Source organism: Pseudescherichia sp. (genome assembly GCF_032052675.1).
GTDB lineage: Bacteria > Pseudomonadota > Gammaproteobacteria > Enterobacterales > Enterobacteriaceae > Pseudescherichia.
The window spans coordinates 140629-158212 of sequence record NZ_DAMBWA010000002.1; the positions used below are offsets into that span (position 1 = coordinate 140629).

The 17584-nt window shown below is 54.6% G+C and carries 20 protein-coding genes; 11 read left to right on the top strand and 9 right to left on the bottom strand.

The features are described 5' to 3' along the window. The first annotated feature begins 37 nt into the window (after positions 1-37). Positions 38-1489, top strand: a complete 1452-nt coding sequence (locus RTX96_RS03215; RefSeq protein WP_312670111.1) for a tagaturonate reductase — start codon at positions 38-40, stop codon at positions 1487-1489. A gap of 274 nt (positions 1490-1763) precedes the next feature. Next, positions 1764-2678, top strand: a complete 915-nt coding sequence (locus tag RTX96_RS03220; protein WP_103820995.1) for a bestrophin family protein — start codon at positions 1764-1766, stop codon at positions 2676-2678. A 233-nt stretch (positions 2679-2911) separates the two neighbouring features. Here the strand turns inward: RTX96_RS03220 and RTX96_RS03225 are convergent, their stop codons facing one another. Next, complete coding sequence (locus RTX96_RS03225) at positions 2912-4480, bottom strand: methyl-accepting chemotaxis protein (RefSeq protein ID WP_312670112.1); 1569 nt, start codon at positions 4478-4480, stop codon at positions 2912-2914. 254 nt (positions 4481-4734) lie between these two features. Between RTX96_RS03225 and RTX96_RS03230 the strand changes: the two genes are divergently transcribed. Continuing rightward, positions 4735-6294 carry a sensor domain-containing diguanylate cyclase gene (locus RTX96_RS03230; protein WP_103820997.1) on the top strand — a complete coding sequence of 520 codons (1560 nt, stop codon included), beginning with the start codon at positions 4735-4737 and terminating at the stop codon, positions 6292-6294. On the opposite strand, the gene RTX96_RS03235 is transcribed toward RTX96_RS03230, so the two are convergent. Further along, a complete protein-coding gene (locus RTX96_RS03235; RefSeq protein ID WP_312670113.1) occupies positions 6295-6813 on the bottom strand; it encodes a phosphoribosyltransferase family protein in 519 nt (172 codons plus the stop codon). 80 nt (positions 6814-6893) lie between these two features. On the opposite strand from RTX96_RS03235, the gene RTX96_RS03240 reads away from it, so the two are divergent. Further along, entirely contained in the window at positions 6894-7304 is a 411-nt protein-coding gene (locus RTX96_RS03240) for an ASCH domain-containing protein (RefSeq protein WP_312670114.1), read from the top strand. A 42-nt stretch (positions 7305-7346) separates the two neighbouring features. Here the strand turns inward: RTX96_RS03240 and RTX96_RS03245 are convergent, their stop codons facing one another. After that, positions 7347-7877 carry a TetR/AcrR family transcriptional regulator gene (locus RTX96_RS03245; RefSeq protein ID WP_181016646.1) on the bottom strand — a complete coding sequence of 177 codons (531 nt, stop codon included), beginning with the start codon at positions 7875-7877 and terminating at the stop codon, positions 7347-7349. Between the two features lie 113 nt (positions 7878-7990). On the opposite strand from RTX96_RS03245, the gene RTX96_RS03250 reads away from it, so the two are divergent. Continuing rightward, positions 7991-8422, top strand: a complete 432-nt coding sequence (locus tag RTX96_RS03250; RefSeq protein ID WP_312670115.1) for a PACE efflux transporter — start codon at positions 7991-7993, stop codon at positions 8420-8422. Between the two features lie 6 nt (positions 8423-8428). On the opposite strand, the gene RTX96_RS03255 is transcribed toward RTX96_RS03250, so the two are convergent. Next, entirely contained in the window at positions 8429-9043 is a 615-nt protein-coding gene (locus RTX96_RS03255) for a GNAT family N-acetyltransferase (RefSeq protein WP_312670116.1), read from the bottom strand. Between the two features lie 146 nt (positions 9044-9189). On the opposite strand from RTX96_RS03255, the gene RTX96_RS03260 reads away from it, so the two are divergent. Further along, positions 9190-9648, top strand: a complete 459-nt coding sequence (locus RTX96_RS03260; protein ID WP_103821005.1) for a GNAT family N-acetyltransferase — start codon at positions 9190-9192, stop codon at positions 9646-9648. Positions 9649-9656: 8 nt separating this feature from the next. Here RTX96_RS03260 and RTX96_RS03265 read toward each other — a convergent pair whose 3' ends face one another. Then, entirely contained in the window at positions 9657-10241 is a 585-nt protein-coding gene (locus RTX96_RS03265) for a GDP-mannose pyrophosphatase (protein WP_312670117.1), read from the bottom strand. A gap of 82 nt (positions 10242-10323) precedes the next feature. On the opposite strand from RTX96_RS03265, the gene RTX96_RS03270 reads away from it, so the two are divergent. Both RTX96_RS03270 and RTX96_RS03275 read left to right on the top strand, forming a co-directional pair. Next, the gene (locus tag RTX96_RS03270; protein WP_103821007.1) at positions 10324-11079 is read left to right on the top strand and encodes a DeoR/GlpR family DNA-binding transcription regulator; all 756 of its coding nucleotides are present in this window, start codon (positions 10324-10326) and stop codon (positions 11077-11079) included. Between the two features lie 67 nt (positions 11080-11146). After that, complete coding sequence (locus RTX96_RS03275; RefSeq protein ID WP_103821008.1) at positions 11147-11446, top strand: hypothetical protein; 300 nt, start codon at positions 11147-11149, stop codon at positions 11444-11446. A gap of 38 nt (positions 11447-11484) precedes the next feature. On the opposite strand, the gene RTX96_RS03280 is transcribed toward RTX96_RS03275, so the two are convergent. Beyond that, positions 11485-12369: an AraC family transcriptional regulator gene (locus RTX96_RS03280; RefSeq protein ID WP_312670118.1), complete on the bottom strand. Its 885-nt coding sequence runs from the start codon at positions 12367-12369 to the stop codon at positions 11485-11487. Between the two features lie 154 nt (positions 12370-12523). Between RTX96_RS03280 and RTX96_RS03285 the strand changes: the two genes are divergently transcribed. Beyond that, positions 12524-13594: an aldo/keto reductase gene (locus tag RTX96_RS03285; RefSeq protein WP_312670119.1), complete on the top strand. Its 1071-nt coding sequence runs from the start codon at positions 12524-12526 to the stop codon at positions 13592-13594. A gap of 15 nt (positions 13595-13609) precedes the next feature. Here the strand turns inward: RTX96_RS03285 and RTX96_RS03290 are convergent, their stop codons facing one another. Then, positions 13610-14515, bottom strand: a complete 906-nt coding sequence (locus RTX96_RS03290; RefSeq protein WP_312670120.1) for a LysR family transcriptional regulator — start codon at positions 14513-14515, stop codon at positions 13610-13612. A gap of 140 nt (positions 14516-14655) precedes the next feature. Here RTX96_RS03290 and RTX96_RS03295 point away from each other — a divergent pair, with 140 nt between their 5' ends. Together RTX96_RS03295 and RTX96_RS03300 are read left to right on the top strand one after the other, a co-directional pair. Continuing rightward, on the top strand, positions 14656-16035 hold the full coding sequence (locus RTX96_RS03295) for an MFS transporter (protein ID WP_312670121.1): 1380 nt from the start codon (positions 14656-14658) through the stop codon (positions 16033-16035). Next, positions 16032-16427: a DUF4440 domain-containing protein gene (locus tag RTX96_RS03300; RefSeq protein ID WP_312670122.1), complete on the top strand. Its 396-nt coding sequence runs from the start codon at positions 16032-16034 to the stop codon at positions 16425-16427. Before RTX96_RS03295 ends, RTX96_RS03300 begins: the two co-directional genes overlap by 4 nt. On the opposite strand, the gene RTX96_RS03305 is transcribed toward RTX96_RS03300, so the two are convergent. After that, positions 16424-16945, bottom strand: a complete 522-nt coding sequence (locus RTX96_RS03305) for a GNAT family N-acetyltransferase (protein ID WP_312670123.1) — start codon at positions 16943-16945, stop codon at positions 16424-16426. The genes RTX96_RS03300 and RTX96_RS03305 overlap by 4 nt on opposite strands. 12 nt (positions 16946-16957) lie before the next feature. Next, positions 16958-17503: a winged helix DNA-binding protein gene (locus RTX96_RS03310; RefSeq protein ID WP_312670124.1), complete on the bottom strand. Its 546-nt coding sequence runs from the start codon at positions 17501-17503 to the stop codon at positions 16958-16960. Positions 17504-17584 lie beyond the last annotated feature (81 nt).

The following is a 17584-nucleotide window of genomic DNA, read 5'->3' on the forward strand; positions in this document are numbered from 1 at the left end:
TTCCCAGGTTGTATGACTAATCAAAAAGGAACCCATTGTGAACACGATAAACCGTCGCGATTTTCCCGGAGCCACCTATCCGGAACGTATCATTCAGTTTGGCGAAGGGAACTTCCTGCGCGCATTTGTCGACTGGCAGATCGATCTGCTCAACGAGCATACCGATCTCAACGCCGGTGTGGTTATCGTCCGCCCGATTAAGAGTGATTTCCCGCCGTCGCTGAGCACCCAGGATGGCCTTTACACGACCATCATTCGCGGCCTGAACGAGCAGGGCGAAGCGGTGAGCGATGCGCGTCTGATCCGTTCGGTGAATCGTGAAATCAGCGTCTATGACCACTACGATGAGTTCCTCAAGCTGGCGCAGAACCCTGAGATCCGCTTTGTATTCTCGAACACTACCGAAGCGGGCATCAGCTACCACGCGGGTGATAAATTTGAAGACGCGCCTGCCGTTAGCTATCCGGCGAAGCTGACGCGTCTGCTGTTTGAACGCTTTACCCACTTCAACGGCGCGGCGGATAAAGGCTGGATCATCATTCCGTGCGAGCTGATTGACTACAACGGCGACGCGCTGCGCGAGCTGGTGCTGCGCTACGCCACCGAGTGGGCGCTGCCGGCGGCCTTCATTCAGTGGCTGAACGAAGCCAATGCCTTCTGCTCAACCCTGGTTGATCGTATCGTAACCGGTTACCCGCGTGATGAGGTGGCAAAAATCGAAGCCGAGCTGGGCTACCACGACGGCTTCCTCGATACCGCAGAGCACTTCTACCTGTTTGTTATCCAGGGGCCCAAATCGCTGGCCTCCGAACTGCGCCTCGATAAATATCCGCTGAACGTGCTGATTGTTGATGACATCAAGCCGTACAAAGAGCGTAAGGTGGCGATCCTCAACGGGGCGCACACCGCGTTAGTCCCGGTGGCCTTCCAGGCGGGTCTGGACACCGTTGGCGAGGCGATGAACGACAGCGAAATCTGCGCATTTGTTGAGAAAGCGATCTACGAAGAGATCATTCCGGTATTGGATCTGCCGCGCGACGAGCTGGAGTCCTTTGCCAGCGCCGTCACGGGGCGTTTCCGCAACCCCTATATCAAGCATCAGCTGCTCTCCATCGCGCTGAACGGCATGACCAAGTTCCGCACGCGTATCCTGCCGCAGCTGCTGGCAGGGCAGAAGGCGACCGGCAAGCTGCCAGCGCGCCTGACTTTCGCGCTTGCCGCCCTGATCGCGTTCTATCGTGGCGAACGTAACGGCGAGAGCGTCCCGGTACAGGATGACGCCCACTGGATCGAACGCTTCCAGCAGCTGTGGCGCCAGCATGGCGATCGCCAGATTAGCACCAGCGAGCTGGTAAAAGCCGTGCTCTCTGTAAGCGATCACTGGGAGCAGGATTTGACCCAGGTTAGCGGTCTGGTAGAGCAGGTCTCGCTGGATCTGGATGCTATTCTGCTGCGTGGCATGCGCGAGGCCGTGAAGCCGCTCTGCTAACTCGTCTCTCTGTGTAAACGCTGGGCGGCGCTGCGCTTGCCCGGCCTACAGATCGCATTAGACCGTAGGCCGGGCAAGCATCGCGCCGCCCGGCATTAATTTACGCCATCAATAGTTACAACATACATATATAATACGAAATTATAACACATCGGCTCCTGCGCCCAACTCGTCAAGCAGCAAAGAATTTCCACTACATTTTTGCAGCAAACTTGCAACCGTGAGGGCGATCACGTTTAATAATCGCGACTTCTCTCTATGTCTGAATATAACCATGATTGTTCGTCCTCATCAGCACTGGCTTGCGCGTATCTTCGTCTGGCATGGCTCGGTGCTGCCCAAGATCTACTCCCGTCTGCTGCTTAACTTTATTCTGTCGGTCGCAGTGATCCTGATGCTGCCCTGGTATAGCTCGCTGGGCTTTAAGCTCACCGTGGCGCCGTTTAGCATCCTCGGTATCGCCGTGGCTATCTTCCTCGGCTTTCGTAATAACGCCTGCTACAGCCGCTATACCGAAGCGCGGGTGCTCTGGGGGCAGCTGATGATTGCTTCCCGCTCGCTGCTGCGTGAGGTCAAAACCACGCTGCCAGCGGGGGAAGGGCGGCACCATTTCGTGCTGCTGCTGATTGCCTTCGCGCACTGCCTGCGTCTGACCCTGCGGCGTAAACCGCTGGAGGGGACGCTGGGTAACTACCTCTCACCCAGCGAACTGGCGCGGGTGATGAAAGCGCATTCGCCAGCTAACCAGCTTCTATTAATGATGGGCGAGTGGCTGGCGGCCCAGCGTGGCCCTAACGGGCTGTCAGACATTCTCTACCACAGCATGAACAACCGGCTAAATGATATCTCGGCGGTACTCTCCGGCTGCGAACGTATCGCCTTTACGCCGGTGCCTTTTGCCTATTCACTCATTTTGCACCGCACGGTATACATGTTCTGTATTATGCTGCCCTTTGCGCTAGTTGTAGATTTGCATTACATGACGCCTTTCGTCTCAGTACTTATCTCCTATACTTTTATAGCTCTCGATACCTTAGCCGAAGAGCTGGAAGATCCGTTTGGCGTGGAAGATAACGATTTACCGCTGGATGCCATCTGCAACGCGCTTGAGATCGATCTGCTGCAGATGAATGATGAAAACGTTGTGCCCGCGAAGATACTGCCTGATAAGTATTACCAGCTTACGTAACGAAAGCCGGATGCGCCCGTTACAGGTTGGTTAAACCGCCAGGAGGGAAACCCGATGGAAAGAGTAATTCAGATGGTTGTTGTGCTGATTGCCTGCGTTGCGCTGTTTGCAACCGCCTACGATCTCTCGTTTGTGAGCGAGATTCCGTAACCACTATTTGTAACTACTGCCTGTCGCAAACCAGAGCGTTCTCAGGGGCACTATCGCCCCTGAGGGTTCGCGCTTTACCGCCGTTAACTCAACCGTAGCTGAAAGAAACTGACCGATTCGCGCAGGTGCTCACTCTGCTCGGTCATCGAGTTCGCCGCAACCGCGGCCTGTTCTACCAGCGCCGCGTTCTGCTGAGTAACCTGGTCCATCTGCTCAATGGCGACGCCGATCTCCCGGATGCCCTGGTGCTGCTCGTTGGATGCGGTGGAGATCTCCGCCACGATGCCGGTTACCTTATTTACCGAGTTCACAATCTCCTCCATCGCCCGGCTGGCGGTATCGGCATAGCGGGAACCTTCGGTGATTTTATTCACCGTGCCGTCAATCAGCGTTTTAATCTCTTTCGCCGCATCGGCGCTTTTCTGTGCCAGGTTACGTACTTCACCCGCCACGACGGCGAAGCCTTTGCCCTGTTCTCCGGCACGGGCTGCTTCCACCGCCGCGTTCAGCGCCAGGATATTGGTCTGGAAGGCGATACCTTCAATGACCGAAATGATATCGACAATTTTTTGCGAACTGTCGGCGATCTCATGCATGCGCATAAGCATATCCTGTACCTCTTTACCGCCTTTGACCGCGGTTTGTGAGGTCTGGCGCGCCAGCTCGCTGGCCTTGTGCGCATTCTCAGCGTTGCTCTTCACGTTCTCAGTGATCTGCTGCATGTTGGCCGAGGTCTGCACCAGCGAAGCTGCCTGCTCTTCGGTTCGCTGAGAGAGGTCGCTGTTGCCCATCGCAATTTCGCTGGCTGCCAGCGAGATAGACTCGCTGCCATGAATAATGCCGTTGATAATTTCCGCCAGCCTGCCATTCATAAACTTGATGGTGGCCAGCAGGCTGTTATGGTCGTTGGCGTTAAGCGTAATGTCCGTATTGAGCTTCCCGGCGGCAATCTGCTGCATAATATCCACCGCATAGGCTGGCTCGCCCCCCAGCTGACGGGAGAGATTACGTGAAATAAGCAGCGCGATGATCCCGGTCGCTATCAGGGCCAGCAGCAGCAGACCCGAGAGCAGATACAGTGCGCGCTGATATCCCTGAGCGGAGGCTTCCCCGGCTGTGTTACCGATAGCGACCTCCATATCCACCAGCGTAGCGAGATCCTTCATCAGCTGCGTGCGATATTTCGCAGAGACGGCGCCGCTGATTTGAGCAGCCTCGTCGAGCCGCTCGTCGTTCACTGCCTCAACCAGTTTGCCGTTGACGTCGACAAAGTGGGTAAAGTTCTCAACCACCTGACCAAACAGCGCCCGCATATCTGCTGGCAGGTCACCGGCAATGGCGGCGTAGTGCTTCTGCGCATTAAGGAAAATATCCTGATTTTGCAACAGCTCCAGACGGTGCTTTTCACGCTCCGGCATGGTCGGCGAGTTAATGTACTGAATCTGCTGCAAGCGCATCTCGGAAAGAACGCCGCGCATCTCCAGCGAGTAGCGCACGCCGGGAAGACGATTTTCCCGATATTTATCGATGTGCTGGTTGCTGGCATTGAGCTGATAGATAGCTACCACGCCCAGCAGCAGCATCATGGCGATGAGAATAGAGAAACCGGTTAAGAGTTTGGTTAAAACCGTAGACTGCGCAAATTTTTTCATAGTGAAGACTTAGAAGAGAAAGGTATGACTAATAACGGCAGATATCGAAAAAGTATTGATCTAAATAGTTGATCGATATCACATAAATGGATGTTTTCCATTTTTTGAAATACTTTTTTAATTTTGTTTTGCATTGTTATGAATGCGGTGTTGAATTGGCGTAAACAATTTGCAATAGGGCATCCGTCTTAATCTGCTCATTGACTACTGCATTGTGTGCTTTACTGAAGGAAAGGAATCTGGGAGGGGTGACAATGAAAGTCGGGAAACGTATATCCAACGCGCTGGCGTTAAACTCCTCTCTTGGACGCAGTATCTCCCTCTTTATGGCGGGTCTGCTCATTGCGGGCGTGGCCACCAGCGCCTGGACGCTAAATCGATCCTGGGAGCGCACCGTTGAAGAGAGCGAGCGCAACGCCATCAACCTGTCCGTTTCCCAGGCTCGCCAGGCAGAAGATACCTTTCTGCAGTCTGAACTGGCGCTACGAGATATCCGCCGGAACGTGCCGCAGGAGGGCGTATCGGCCATCGATGAGACCAAATTCAACCTGTACCTTACAGAGATCAAAGAGCGCCTGCCGCAGCTGCATGGCCTGTTTGTCTACGACGCACAGGGTAATATGAAATCTACGTCGTTTGGCCGTCAGCCTGCCATCGCGAATAATGTTGATCGGGAATACTTCGTTTACCACCGTAAAAACGGCCACGGCAGCGTCCATATTGGGCATGTGATCCGCAGCCGTTCTACCGGCGACCTGATTATTCCCGTCTCGCTGCGCCTGAATGATGCCGCCGGCGGCTTCGATGGCGTAGCACTGGCGACGGTGAAGATTGACTATTTCCGCCACTTCTATAACTACTTTGAGCTGGGCAGCCGCGATCTGCTGGCGATTTTGAGCACCGATGCGACGGTCCTCTATGCGCGCCCGTTTAATGATGATGTTATCAACCGTAACCTCTCACGCAGCCCGCTATTTACCCAGGAGCTGATCCGCCAGGATCGTGGCAATGCGACCTGGAAATCGGGTATCGATCGCGTCGAGCGCATATTTGGTTTTGCTCGTCTTGAGCGCTACCCGCTGGTGGTGGCTGCGGGGTATGACAAACCTGCCTTGTGGCATAACTGGCTGCGTGAGAGCCTGCCGGATATCGTTCTCAACGCCATGCTGCTGTTAGGCACCCTAATAATGGGCGCGCTCATTTTTCGGGTGGTGAGGGTAAACGTCAGGGATCAAACTGAATTAACCATGCTGCGGGATGAGTTAACCAGTATTAACCATACGCTACAGACGATGGCGCTCGCTGATGGCCTGACGGGGCTGGCAAACCGGCGGCAGTTCGATCTTTTCCTCTCTCAGGCGCTGAAAACGGCCTCGCTGACCGGCAGGCCCGTGTCGCTTATTATGTTGGACATTGACTACTTCAAGCGTTACAACGATGCCTACGGTCACGTGGCAGGGGATAACTGCCTTCGTCACGTCGGTGAGGCGTTACAGAAGCTCAACCTGCGGCAGTCCGACCTTATCGCCCGCTACGGCGGAGAGGAGTTCGCAATTATTCTTCCCGATACCGACCGCGACGCGGCGTTTAATATCGCTCAGCGTGCGGTCGCCGCCGTACGCGCCATCCAGCTGCCGCATAGCGAATCACTGACCGGAACAAAAGTGGTGACGCTCAGTGCGGGTTGCTACAGCCTGATCCCTCGCGGCAGCGACGATGATGCGCGCATGCTGAAGGAGGGCTCCGATGCCGCACTCTATAGTGCGAAAATGGCCGGGCGCGACCGCGCCGTTATTTCTGATATTCAAAAATAGTTAACGCTTTAGTTTTGAGATAAACGGGATATTGCGGAATCTGTTCTCCCACGGCAGGCCATAGCCAATAAGCAGATCGTCACTCTCCATCTCATAGGCATAAAACTGCTTAAAGGGAATAGCGATTCTGCCGGGCTTAACGAACAGCGTGGCAATGGCTAACGATTTCGGTGCATAGGTTGTGCTGAGATACGCCACCAGCCGCTTCATCGTGCCGCCGGATTCAATCGCATCATCGACAACAATTACATCTCTACCGTTAATATCGATATTGTGGTGAAAAACAATGGCTGACTGATTGCTGCGATCGCCGGGAGTATGCGGGCAGGATATCGTATCCATCGCCACCGTAAATGCCAGCTTTCTGACCAGATCGGCAGTAAACAGCATGCCGCCCGGCACCACGGTAATCACCACGGCATCCTGATAGCGCTCGTTAAGCAACGCCGCGACGCGCTCTACGCCTGCGGCGATGGCGGCTTCATCAAGTATAAGCTCACCTATGTAACGGTTATCCATTGTGCTTCCTCCGTCTTGTATGTTATTGATACACTTTATCGCAGAGTTCAAACTATCTAATTAATAATTAAGGACAAAGTGTGACTTCAGTCGAAAGTTTACAGGTAAAATATCCTAATGCACCGGCGTGGGCCATTGGCGACAGTGCCGAGCTGGCAAACGTGCTGGCCGACCTGGTTGTGAAGGGAAAAAAGACGGCGTCGTGCGGCTCGTTAGCGTCATACCAGGCGGACAGCGCGTCACCGACGGTAGGCAGCTACCATATTATTCTTAACGGCCAGCAGGATCCGGTGTGCGTCATTCGCATTACGTCGCTGCGCCTGGTCAGGTTCTGCGACGTCGATGAAGCTTTTGCGCATAAAGAGGGGGAAGGCGATCTGAGCCTGACGTACTGGCGCATGGAGCATCAGCGCTTCTTCACGCAGGCAGGAAGCTTCTCAGAAGAGATGGAGCTGGTCGCCGAAGAGTTTGAAGTGGTTGAGGTTGTGTAGGCACATTTTGTCGGCTGGGCACGCGTAGCGCCGCCCGGCATGTTATTTAGCAAACGCCTTCAGGTCGTTAAATACCTCATCCCAGAATGCCGATCCGCTTTCAAAACCGACCATGTTCCGCATCAGGAATGCGCCCTCGGTAGCCAGATAGGCAATTCTGCGCTTTCTGGATCCTTCATCATTTGCGGTCAGGTCGCCGAACCGCTCTCTATACCAGCCGATCATGCTGTCGCTTTGCGTCCCGGCCTGGGCAGCCAGCAGGGTTAAGGTTCTAATCCCGGCTTCCGAAGTCTCATCCTGTGTCGCGCTAATGTGGGTCAGCAGTCGTGCTTTGGCATCGGCGTTGGCAGGAAGCAGTGCGCGGTAGCGCTCCTGCTCTTTATTAAGCCAGCGATCGAGCAGGGCATCCAGCACCTTTTCCCGCGTGCCAAAAACCGACTGCACGCTGGCCTTCGAGATGCCCGATTCCGTCGCAATTGCGCCAAACGACAGGGCGGCTGCCCCCTCGCGGCCCAGCACGTTCTCCGCTGCATCCAGCAGGCTTTCCCGGTCTATGGTTTTTGGTCGTGCCACGTGCATCTCCTCAACATTGATTTAAATACGGTCGTATGTTAATTTGCCAGCCAGTTAATCACAAGTCTGAAATCAACGCAATTTCAGCCATATCATCGCACATGAGGTTTACTATGTTCTATCTCAAACAGGTTCCCCGCCGGCTCACCTATGTCGCTCTTTTTGAGCTGATCGCCATCTTTTTCTCCTCGCTGCTCCTGTCAGGCATGAGCGACGGTGACGTGGCAAGCTCTCTGCCGGTGGCCGTCACCACCTCGGTTGTGGCCGTCGTCTGGAACTACATCTACAACACCCTGTTTGAGCGCTGGGAAAGGAAGAACAACATCCAGAAACGAACGCTTCTCATCAGGATCGTGCATACCACGCTGTTCGAAGCGATGTTTATTATTCTGATCGTGCCGTTCTTTATGTGGTTCTATAACGTCGGCCTCGTGAAAGCCTTTATGATGGAAGTTGGCCTGCTGACCTTCTTCTTTGTTTATGCCTTTGTCTTTACCTGGCTTTTCGACCGCGTCTTTGTGCGCGAACCGATACCCGCCACCTAAACGCCATCAGGCGGGAAGGAGTGGCACATGCGGCGCGGCGTCCAGCGGCAGATGACCGCTTAGGCGCGGATCGGCCTGCACCTCTACCCGCCGTGCATAGGGTTTAAAGCCAGAGCGGATGTAGAACCCAAGCGCGGAAGGGTGATCGAAAGTACAGGTATGTACCCAGAAGCGCTGGACAGGCTTAGCCCATGCCAGCTCTGTGGCCGCGCTCATCACCGCCCGGCCTATGCCCTTACCGGTGACGTCCTGCGTTAAGCCAAGAAAAGCCAGCTCGGCCTCACCGGGTTCGCTGAAGTCCAGCTCCACCAGCCCAACGTCCTGGCCGTTATAGTGGACACAATAGATCTCCCGGTCAGGACTTTGCAGCACGCTAATGAGCGTTTCATCACTCATGACGAGACGTGAAAACCAGAGCCAGTTGGCGCCCACCTTGCGGAATAGTGTCCGGTAAAGGTCAGGATCGCGCTCGCTAAATGGCCGTAACGAAAACCCCTCCGGTAGAGGAAGCGGGGCCTCAGTTGGCTTCGCATGCATTTCAAGGCAGGTAACGACCGAGGCGATGCTGCCGGGGGCAACGTCCGAGTATCCGGCGGGGACAGTTTGCGCGCTGTTTTTCATCCTTTCTCCTGAGCGTATTTGAATAATTGTCAACGACATCATCCCAGACCAGCGTGTCACTTTCAAAGTGATTATTCGCTTTATTTTTAAGAAAGAAGAGTGATATAAGTTTATGAACCGTAAAGAAAAAGAGGGACATAAGAAAAATGTTTGATGTAGTGGAAATTAAAAAGGATTCAGAGGAATTAGCTATATTAGTCGGCGAGCTGGACGCATTTCAGAGCACGCTTTATCCCGCCGAGAGTAACCACTGCCTCGATTTTTCCACGGTTGAAGAAGAGGATATTCGTTGCATTGTTGTGCGTGACGATAAAGGTGAAGCGATCGGCTGCGGAGCCATTTTTCTTCAGGGGGATAGCGCCGCGGAGATCAAGCGCGTCTATATTCGCCCGCAATACCGTGGCAACAAAATAGGCGAGCGGATCGTCTCCCGTCTGGAGCAGCTTGCGGTTCAATCCGCCTGCCGGGTCCTTCGGCTTGAAACGGGCATCCGTCAGCAGCCAGCTATCACGCTTTATCAACGCTGCGGATATCAGCTGTGCGACCCGTTCCCGCCGTATAAAGAAGATCCCCTGAGCGTATTTATGTATAAGTCTTTGTTATAGGACGAGCATTATAAAATGCCCTTCAGGGCAACGTGATACAGCAGCATAATGGTTTTACCATCAACAATAAGGCCGCTTGCAATAGCGGCTAATGCCTCATCCAGCGTGATCTCCAGTACCTCAATATCCTCGCCTTCAGCTTCGATACCGCCACCAGCGCTGATTCGATCCCCGGGCTGGTACTCAGCGATATAGAAATAGAGTTTCTCTGTCACCGAGCCAGGACTCATATAGGCTTCGAACACCTTCTCAACGTGCGAAACGCTAAACCCTGTCTCTTCTTCCGCCTCGGCTTTAATGCGGCTTTCCGGATCCATTTTATCCAGCAGGCCTGCGGCCGTTTCGATCAGCATGCCGTCGTGCCCGTTCACATAGACGGGAAAACGGAACTGACGCGTCAGGATCACGGTTCGTCGTTGACGGTTATAAAGCAGGATAGTGGCGCCGTTGCCCCGGTCATACACTTCTCGAGTTTGCTGCTGCCACTCGCCATTCTGGCGCTGCAAATCAAAGGTATATTTTTTTAACGTGTACCAGTCGTCAGAAAGCGTGTGCTCATTGATGATACGTACTTCTGCATGTTTTGATGGCATGATAGGACCCCAATAGGTAGAGTAGCCATCTTAAACAGCATATTCGTGCAGTTACAAGATAAATCGTGCAGATGAGGAAACGATGCTTACCAGTCACCGCAAACAGCTGATATGTGAAAAGCTAGCCGCCGAGGGCCAGGTTCTGTCAAAGGATTTAAGCGCCTGGTTTGAGGTCTCGGAAGATACCATTCGCCGTGACCTACGCGAGCTGGCGGCAGAAGGGCACCTGCAACGAGTGCACGGCGGCGCGCTGCCGTCGTCATCGGCCACCGCTACCTTTTCCGAGCGAAAATCACTAAAAATGGATGCCAAACAGCGCGTTGCCCGAAAAGGCGTCGAGCTGATCTCCTCAGGGCAGGTGGTGATTATCGATGGTGGAACGACGACGTCGGAGCTAATTACGCGGCTGCCTGCAGATCTATGCATTACCGTTGTCACGCACAGCCCGAGCATAGCCCTTGGCCTGGTCGACCATCCGACGATAGAGGTGATCTTAATCGGTGGTCGCCTTTATAAGCACTCTATTGTCGCCGTTGGCGCTACGGCGATAGAGAGTATCGGAAATATTCATGCCGATCTGTTCTTTATGGGTGTGACCGGTATCCATCCAGAGGCGGGTTTAACGACAGGCGACTATGAAGAAGCCTGCATCAAACGTGCATTTTCCGGCAGAGCCGCTGAGACGGTCGTGCTGGCGTCGCCGGAGAAAATTAACACCGCATCGCCCTTTGTCATCGGCAGCCTGTCGCTTATCAACACGCTGGTAGTAGAGGAAGGGACCGACGAAGCGTGGATCCGGGCGGTAGAAGAGCAGGGCGTATCCGTGGTGAAAGCCTGAGTCGTGCCGTTCCCGCAGCCTCGCCATTTATAAGCTAACCTTACTCCTTAACGAAGAGGAGAAAACGATGGCTGATTCAACCCTGATCGATACGCTGCAGTTTGGCCCCGAAGATGCACCAACGCAAAAATATGAGATCTATGGCGATGACGAAAAGACGCCCACCTATGCGTTGATATACCAACAGCGGGACGGCAGCTGGCAAAAGCTGGATGATACGTTGAGCTTCGCCGCGAAAGAGGAGCAGGAAGAGGCAACGAATACGCTGGACTATGGCTCTGGCGATCCGCTCCCGGACCTGCGCGACCTGGTTAATGAGGCTAAAGAGCGCTGCGAGCAACACTGGCACAACACCCCCCGCAGTTAATTACCACAGCGCCGGGATGATCCCCGGCGTGATTTTTTTCAGGACAGCTTACGTAACTGGCTGGCGTGTCTGGCAGGGGAGATCCCGAAGATGCGCACATAGTCACGGCTGAATTGAGACGGACTCTCATACCCGACATGAAACCCCGCGCTGGCGGCGTCAATCGCATCGCTCACCATCAGCCTGCGTGCCTCCTGCATACGCAGATGGGTGCGGAACGCAATAGGGCTCATGGTCGTAATGGCTTTGAAATGGTGATGAAACGCCGAGCGGCTCATCCCGGCAACGCTGGCCGCCTGTTCAATCCGGCACGCTTCCCGAAAGTGGGTTCTGATCCAGATAATAGATCGGGCAATCTGATTAAGCCGGCTCTCGGCCTGGGCCATATGCCGAATGATATCGCCTTGCGGCCCCGTGAGCAGGCGATAAAGAATTTCGCGAAGAATTAGCGGAGCAAGAGCGCCAATATCCTGCGGCGTGTCCAGCAGGCTGGCAAGGCGTACTGCTGCGTCGAGCAGTTCTGGGGTGTTCTTATTTAACATAATCCCTGAGGGGGAGGCCTGCGTATCGGTTAATGGGGAGGGATAGCGAATGGCCAACTCTGACAGCTCGGTCATATCGAAATCAAGCTGCAGGCAGAGGTAGGGCCGTTCCGCCGTGGCCTCAATAACCGACCCCATGACAGGGAGTTCAACAGAGGCAATCAGGTAGTTCGCTGCATCATAACAGTATGCTGTCTTCCCGAGGCGCGCCTCTTTGGTACCCTGCGCAACAAGGCAGAGCGTTGGAGTATAGATCACCGGCATCGGCATGGTTGGCGACGACGCCCGTATCAGCGTCACGCCAGGCAGGGCGCAGCAATATGTCCCATCCTCCGGGGCATGGCGTCCAATTATATCCACGAGCGCATTAAGTCTGTTCATAGGCAGGCATAGTATCCCTGAACATGATTTCCGAAAAGAGAGCTTCGCCCGGGCTGGACGATCGTGCAATCATCGCGGACGTCCTCTCTATCCCGTAAAGCGCGTTCTGTTAGAGCATGATAGCCGAACCAACACTTTTAGGAGATCGGACATCATGACTACATCATCTGCTCTTGACCACTATCGCCTGCTGGGCCGTTCTGGATTACGTGTTTCACCGCTTTCGCTAGGTACCATGACCTTTGGCTCTGACTGGGGATGGGGCGCGGATGACGCTGAGGCGCAACGCATTTTTGATGCCTATGTTGAACGCGGCGGCAACTTTATCGACACTTCGGTCAACTATACCAACGGCAGCGCAGAGAAGATCCTTGGACGGATGATCAAGGCGAAGCGCGACCGCATCGTGCTGGCCACCAAGTTCACCATGTCCCGGGAGGCGGGTAACCCCAATGCTGGGGGAAACCATCGTTACAACCTGGTACGTTCTGTTGAGACCAGCCTGCGTCAGCTTGATACGGACCGCATCGATCTGCTCTATCTGCACGCATGGGATTTCACCACCTCGCCGGAAGAGGTGATGCGCGCGCTCGACGATCTGGTTCGCGATGGCAAAATTCTCTACCTGGGGATCTGTAACACACCCGCATGGCGTATTGCTCAGATGCAGACGCTTGCTGACCTGCGCAGCTGGTCGCCGTTTGTCGCATTGCAGATTGAATATAGTCTGGTTGAGCGAACGGTAGAGCACGAACTGATCCCGATGGCGCAGGCGATGGGCCTCGGGGTCCTGCCGTGGTCGCCCCTTGGCGGCGGGATCCTCACCGGGAAATACAGCCGGGCCGATCTCTCGGATGAGAACGGTGCCGACGTGGCCTCTACGCGTAAGGGGATCATCGCCTCGACCGGCCACCTTAACGAGCGTGCGCTGGCCATCGCGGAGGTGGTGAGCAGCATCGCCCATGAGAGTGGGGCGTCATCGTCACACATTGCGCTGGCGTGGACGCTACGTAATTCTGCTGTCGCCTCCACCATTATAGGGGCTCGTACCGTTGCGCAGGCCGAGGACAATTTTGCTGCGCTTGAGATCGTGCTCACCGATGAGCAGCTCCAGCGTCTGGAGGAAGCCAGTGCCATTGATCCTATCTTCCCGGCGCGCTTTATCTCCCGACCAATGGCGCAGCAGCTGATCACTGGCGGGGCGGCCATCAGGGGGCGTGAGTAGGATCCAAGGCGAAGCTTACTCGGCATGTGTCACCCAGTTTTGTAGAAAGTCGATGAACATTCGCACTTTTTCCGGAACATGGCGCGTATTGGGATAGAGCGCATAGATCCCCTGACGAGGAAAGCGGTGATCGGGAAGCAAATGGACGAGCTGGCCATTATCCACATCGTCCTGCACCAGCCAGCCCGGCAGTAGCGCAACTCCGGCCCCGCATCTGGCAAACGCCAGAAGTGAGGCCGCGCTGTCTGCCATGATGACCGGAGGGAGATGGGCCCGAAAGAGTACGCTTTCGCCCTCTGGAGTCAGAATCTGCCAGTTAAGTGGGGTAGCAAGTCGGGTGTGGGCCAGCCAGCTCCCCTCGGCAAGCCGCTCCAGAGTGAGGGAGTGCGATCCTCCGTAGCGTTTCAGGTAAGCAGGTGACGCGACGGGGAGGATCTCGAACCGATCGATTAATTTGGCATGATGGCTTGAGTCCGTGAGCTGACCAAGCCGGATAGCAACGTCAAATCGCCCGGCAATCAGATCGTCGTTTTTCGAAGAGGAGACATGCTGAATTCTCAGCTGGGGATGTTCAACTGAGAAAGCCGCAAGCGCGGGAACAACGACACGTGCGCCGTATTCCGGCGTGGTCGTGATACGTAGCAAGCCGCCTAAGCCGGAATGATCGCTACGCACGTCATTGAACACGCTTTCAGCCTCCTGCAGCAGCCGCTGGCACCGATGATAGAAGCGTTCTCCAGAATCGGTGACGGCAACCTGTCGGGTACTGCGGGTGAGTAACGATACGCCAAGCTTCTCTTCCAGCTTTTTGATGTTAAAGCTGACCACTGCCTTGGTCAGCCCCAGCGTTTGCGCTGCGCCTGTAAAGCTACCGGCCTCCACTACCGCAACAAAAATCTCAAGCCGCTGCATGTTGAGCATTTGCGCTCCTCAGCCCATTTATTGTCAAAATGAATTTGACAGTATAACGCCTGGCGTGGCGTTTATCCCACCTCATTCCCTGCCTATACTGCGCGTACCCTGTTGTTTAAGAAATAAATTTTAAGAGAAAATGAGTGTTAATGAACTATCGAATGCGCGTAGCCACTATCTATCTGCTGGGGTTCTTTATCGATCTGGTTAACATGTTTATCGCCAACGTAGCGTATCCCGATATTGCCCGACGCTTTGCTGCCTCTGTGAGCCTGTTAGCCTGGGTGAGCAACGGGTATATCCTTGGCCTCACCCTGGTGATACCGCTAAGCCGCTGGTTATCCCAGCGTATCGGCACTAAGCGCCTGCTGATGCTATCTCTGATTGTTTTTATGGCAGGTACCACCGGCGCGGGTCTTGCCCCTTCGCTATCTCAGCTTATCGCCTGGCGATGGCTACAGGGGGTAGGCGGAGGGTTGTTGATTCCCGTTGGGCAGACGATGACCTATGCGCTCTATCGCAGTCACGAGCGTGCCAGGCTCTCTTCAGCGATTATGCTGGTGGCGTTACTGGCCCCGGCATTATCACCCACCCTTGGCGGGCTGATTGTTGATAACATCAGCTGGCGCTATGTCTTTTTAGCAAGCTTGCCGCTCGCGGGCGTAACGCTGATCCTCTCTGCTCTCTGGCTTAAGCCAGACGCGCGCACGACATCGCCAGAACCCCTTGATCTATCGGGGCTAACCATAGCCTGTTCGGCGCTCACGTTGATTCTGCTGGGGCTAACGTATCTGGGAGAGGCGGGACATAGCGGGCAAGGCGGGCTATTGCTGGCGATCGGCATTCTGCTGATGGTTTTTTTCGTCCGGCACGCTCTAAGAAATGCGACGCCGTTGCTTAACCTGCGACTTCTGAACGCGCCGCTGCTGCAAACCGCAATGCTGGTGTATCACTTTATTCCTGGCATATTTACCGGCGTAAGTCTTATTGCCATGATCTATCTTCAGGCTCAAATGGGTATGAGTGCAACGCTCGTGGGGTCAATGATGATCCCCTGGGCGCTGGCTTCCTGCGTGGCTATCACGCTCACCGGGAAAATATTCAATTATGTCGGCCCACGTCCGCTGTTTATTATCGGCTGCCTCGGGCAGGGAGTAGGCATTACGTTGCTGACGCTTATTGGCCATGTCGAAGACATCACCATTACCGTACTGGCTTACCTTTTAATGGGGTTTGGCAGCAGCTTGTGCAGCAGTACGGCGCAAAGCTCGGCATTTATTGGCATTGCGGAGCGTGAATTAGCTGATGCCAGCGCGCTTTGGAACATTAATCGCCAGCTGAGTTTTTGTTTAGGCGTCGCCGTGATGGGTTTGCTGTTGAACCTCATGCTCAGCGCAGGACTGCCAGCGAGCCAGGCTTTCCATCTCTGTTTTTTATTGGCTGCAGGCAGCGTGATTATTCCGGTGCGCTACTGCCTGCGGCTGCCGAACCGCAGCCTTGTCTTAACGATCAATAAGGAGAAGAAATGAATCGCTATTTTCAAGAAGTTATTGATGCCCATGAGCTGATTAGCCTCTGGCTGGGCAATGAAACCGCTGCAACCGAGGTAGGCGAAACGCTGTTAGCGCGTTTCAGTCCGGCGTACTCAATGGTTACGCCCGGGGGAGCCATGCTTGATTTCACCGCGCTCGCCTCTTTCTTTCGTACCCAGCGCGGTGCGAAGAGGGGGCTGCACATCGATATTGAGAATATGCAGCTGGTTGCAGAGAGTGCGGGTGGCGCAACCGTAACCTATGAGGAGCGTCAGCAGTTGCCCGGCCAAAGCGCGACGTTACGTTTCTCAACCGTGGTACTCGAATCCGAGCAGGATGGCACGGTCCGCTGGCGGCATCTTCACGAAACGTTTCTTCCGACCTCTTAATGACGATTCAGTTTATACATATAGGTTGTGGCATCCAGGCGTCCTTCAATGGACTCTGCATAGGCGGGGATCTCACCGGCAACCTGCCAGCCTAAGGAGAGATACAGCTGGCTTGCCACATCGCCGCTGCGCGTATCCAGAACCAGCAGGGTAATGCCTTTATCCCATGCGTGTTGCTCAGCCAGCTTCATCAGCTGGCGGGCAATGCCCCGCTGCCGGGCGGCAGGGTGCACCAGCAGCTTACAGATTTCGGCACGATGGCGGCCATTAGGCTTACCGCAGTAGTCGATCATCACGGTGGCGACGACAGTGTCGTGCTCACGCGCAACCAGCAGGTCGCACTCCTGGCTGGCAAGGCTGTCAACCTGGCTCTGCCAGAAACGGTCTATTGCAGCGCGGTCTGCCGGGTCGGTAAAACCCACGCTTGCGCCGTCGGCTACGCAGGCCTGAAGAACATCCCCTAACTCTGCTGAAACCTGCTGGGCCTGTAGTGCGCTAAGCTGTTTATAATCAATCATTATTTTTTTGTCTCACAGTGATGCCGCCGCCCGGGCGGCTGTGTCATACAGAGAAGAGATGGCGCGGAGCAGCTGCGCGGTCTCACCGATTGACGCCCCCGAGATGCCGCTTTCTGCATGAATATTGATAAGGCAGGCTTCACGCACATCGCGGTATTTCATGCATAGCGCTTTGCCGTCCTCTGTCGTTGAGAAATAGAGCTCTTTACCGACTTTTTCACTTGTCACGTAGCTCGCTTTGACCAGCTTTTTCAACGCGTAGGTCACCACATGGGTATCTTCGACGTTAAGAACAAAACAGATATCGGCCAGCTTTTTCTTACGGTTGCGATGGTTCACATGATGCAGAAGCGAGACGTCAAAGGCGCCCATATCAGGCTCACCGGCGGCGGTCATGCAGCGCACCATCCATTTATTGAACGCGTTGCTGGTCATGATCAGCGCGTATTCCAGCTCCGATAACTCTGCACAGCGCTCAGACACCAGATGGCGGGAAGAGACGATCCGGCCATCCGTTATATCGTCGTGGTTTGATGAAGCACGTTTTTTTAAGGTCATGACGTTCCTTACTGGAGTGTGACTCTTAGCCAAAAATGTAAACTCGAACCGATAAAATAAGAACATTTTATTGATAAATTG

What these genes read in the sequence shown, in the direction of transcription:
- RTX96_RS03220 (WP_103820995.1), top strand. Translation starts at nt 1,764, where the DNA reads ATGATTGTTCGTCCTCATCAGCACTGGCTTGCGCGTATCTTCGTCTGG.
- RTX96_RS03225 (WP_312670112.1), bottom strand. Translation starts at nt 4,480, where the DNA reads ATGAAAAAATTTGCGCAGTCTACGGTTTTAACCAAACTCTTAACCGGT.
- RTX96_RS03230 (WP_103820997.1), top strand. Translation starts at nt 4,735, where the DNA reads ATGAAAGTCGGGAAACGTATATCCAACGCGCTGGCGTTAAACTCCTCT.
- RTX96_RS03235 (WP_312670113.1), bottom strand. Translation starts at nt 6,813, where the DNA reads ATGGATAACCGTTACATAGGTGAGCTTATACTTGATGAAGCCGCCATC.
- RTX96_RS03250 (WP_312670115.1), top strand. Translation starts at nt 7,991, where the DNA reads ATGTTCTATCTCAAACAGGTTCCCCGCCGGCTCACCTATGTCGCTCTT.
- RTX96_RS03255 (WP_312670116.1), bottom strand. Translation starts at nt 9,043, where the DNA reads ATGAAAAACAGCGCGCAAACTGTCCCCGCCGGATACTCGGACGTTGCC.
- RTX96_RS03260 (WP_103821005.1), top strand. Translation starts at nt 9,190, where the DNA reads ATGTTTGATGTAGTGGAAATTAAAAAGGATTCAGAGGAATTAGCTATA.
- RTX96_RS03265 (WP_312670117.1), bottom strand. Translation starts at nt 10,241, where the DNA reads ATGCCATCAAAACATGCAGAAGTACGTATCATCAATGAGCACACGCTT.
- RTX96_RS03270 (WP_103821007.1), top strand. Translation starts at nt 10,324, where the DNA reads ATGCTTACCAGTCACCGCAAACAGCTGATATGTGAAAAGCTAGCCGCC.
- RTX96_RS03275 (WP_103821008.1), top strand. Translation starts at nt 11,147, where the DNA reads ATGGCTGATTCAACCCTGATCGATACGCTGCAGTTTGGCCCCGAAGAT.
- RTX96_RS03280 (WP_312670118.1), bottom strand. Translation starts at nt 12,369, where the DNA reads ATGAACAGACTTAATGCGCTCGTGGATATAATTGGACGCCATGCCCCG.
- RTX96_RS03285 (WP_312670119.1), top strand. Translation starts at nt 12,524, where the DNA reads ATGACTACATCATCTGCTCTTGACCACTATCGCCTGCTGGGCCGTTCT.
- RTX96_RS03290 (WP_312670120.1), bottom strand. Translation starts at nt 14,515, where the DNA reads ATGCTCAACATGCAGCGGCTTGAGATTTTTGTTGCGGTAGTGGAGGCC.
- RTX96_RS03295 (WP_312670121.1), top strand. Translation starts at nt 14,656, where the DNA reads ATGAACTATCGAATGCGCGTAGCCACTATCTATCTGCTGGGGTTCTTT.
- RTX96_RS03300 (WP_312670122.1), top strand. Translation starts at nt 16,032, where the DNA reads ATGAATCGCTATTTTCAAGAAGTTATTGATGCCCATGAGCTGATTAGC.
- RTX96_RS03305 (WP_312670123.1), bottom strand. Translation starts at nt 16,945, where the DNA reads ATGATTGATTATAAACAGCTTAGCGCACTACAGGCCCAGCAGGTTTCA.
- RTX96_RS03310 (WP_312670124.1), bottom strand. Translation starts at nt 17,503, where the DNA reads ATGACCTTAAAAAAACGTGCTTCATCAAACCACGACGATATAACGGAT.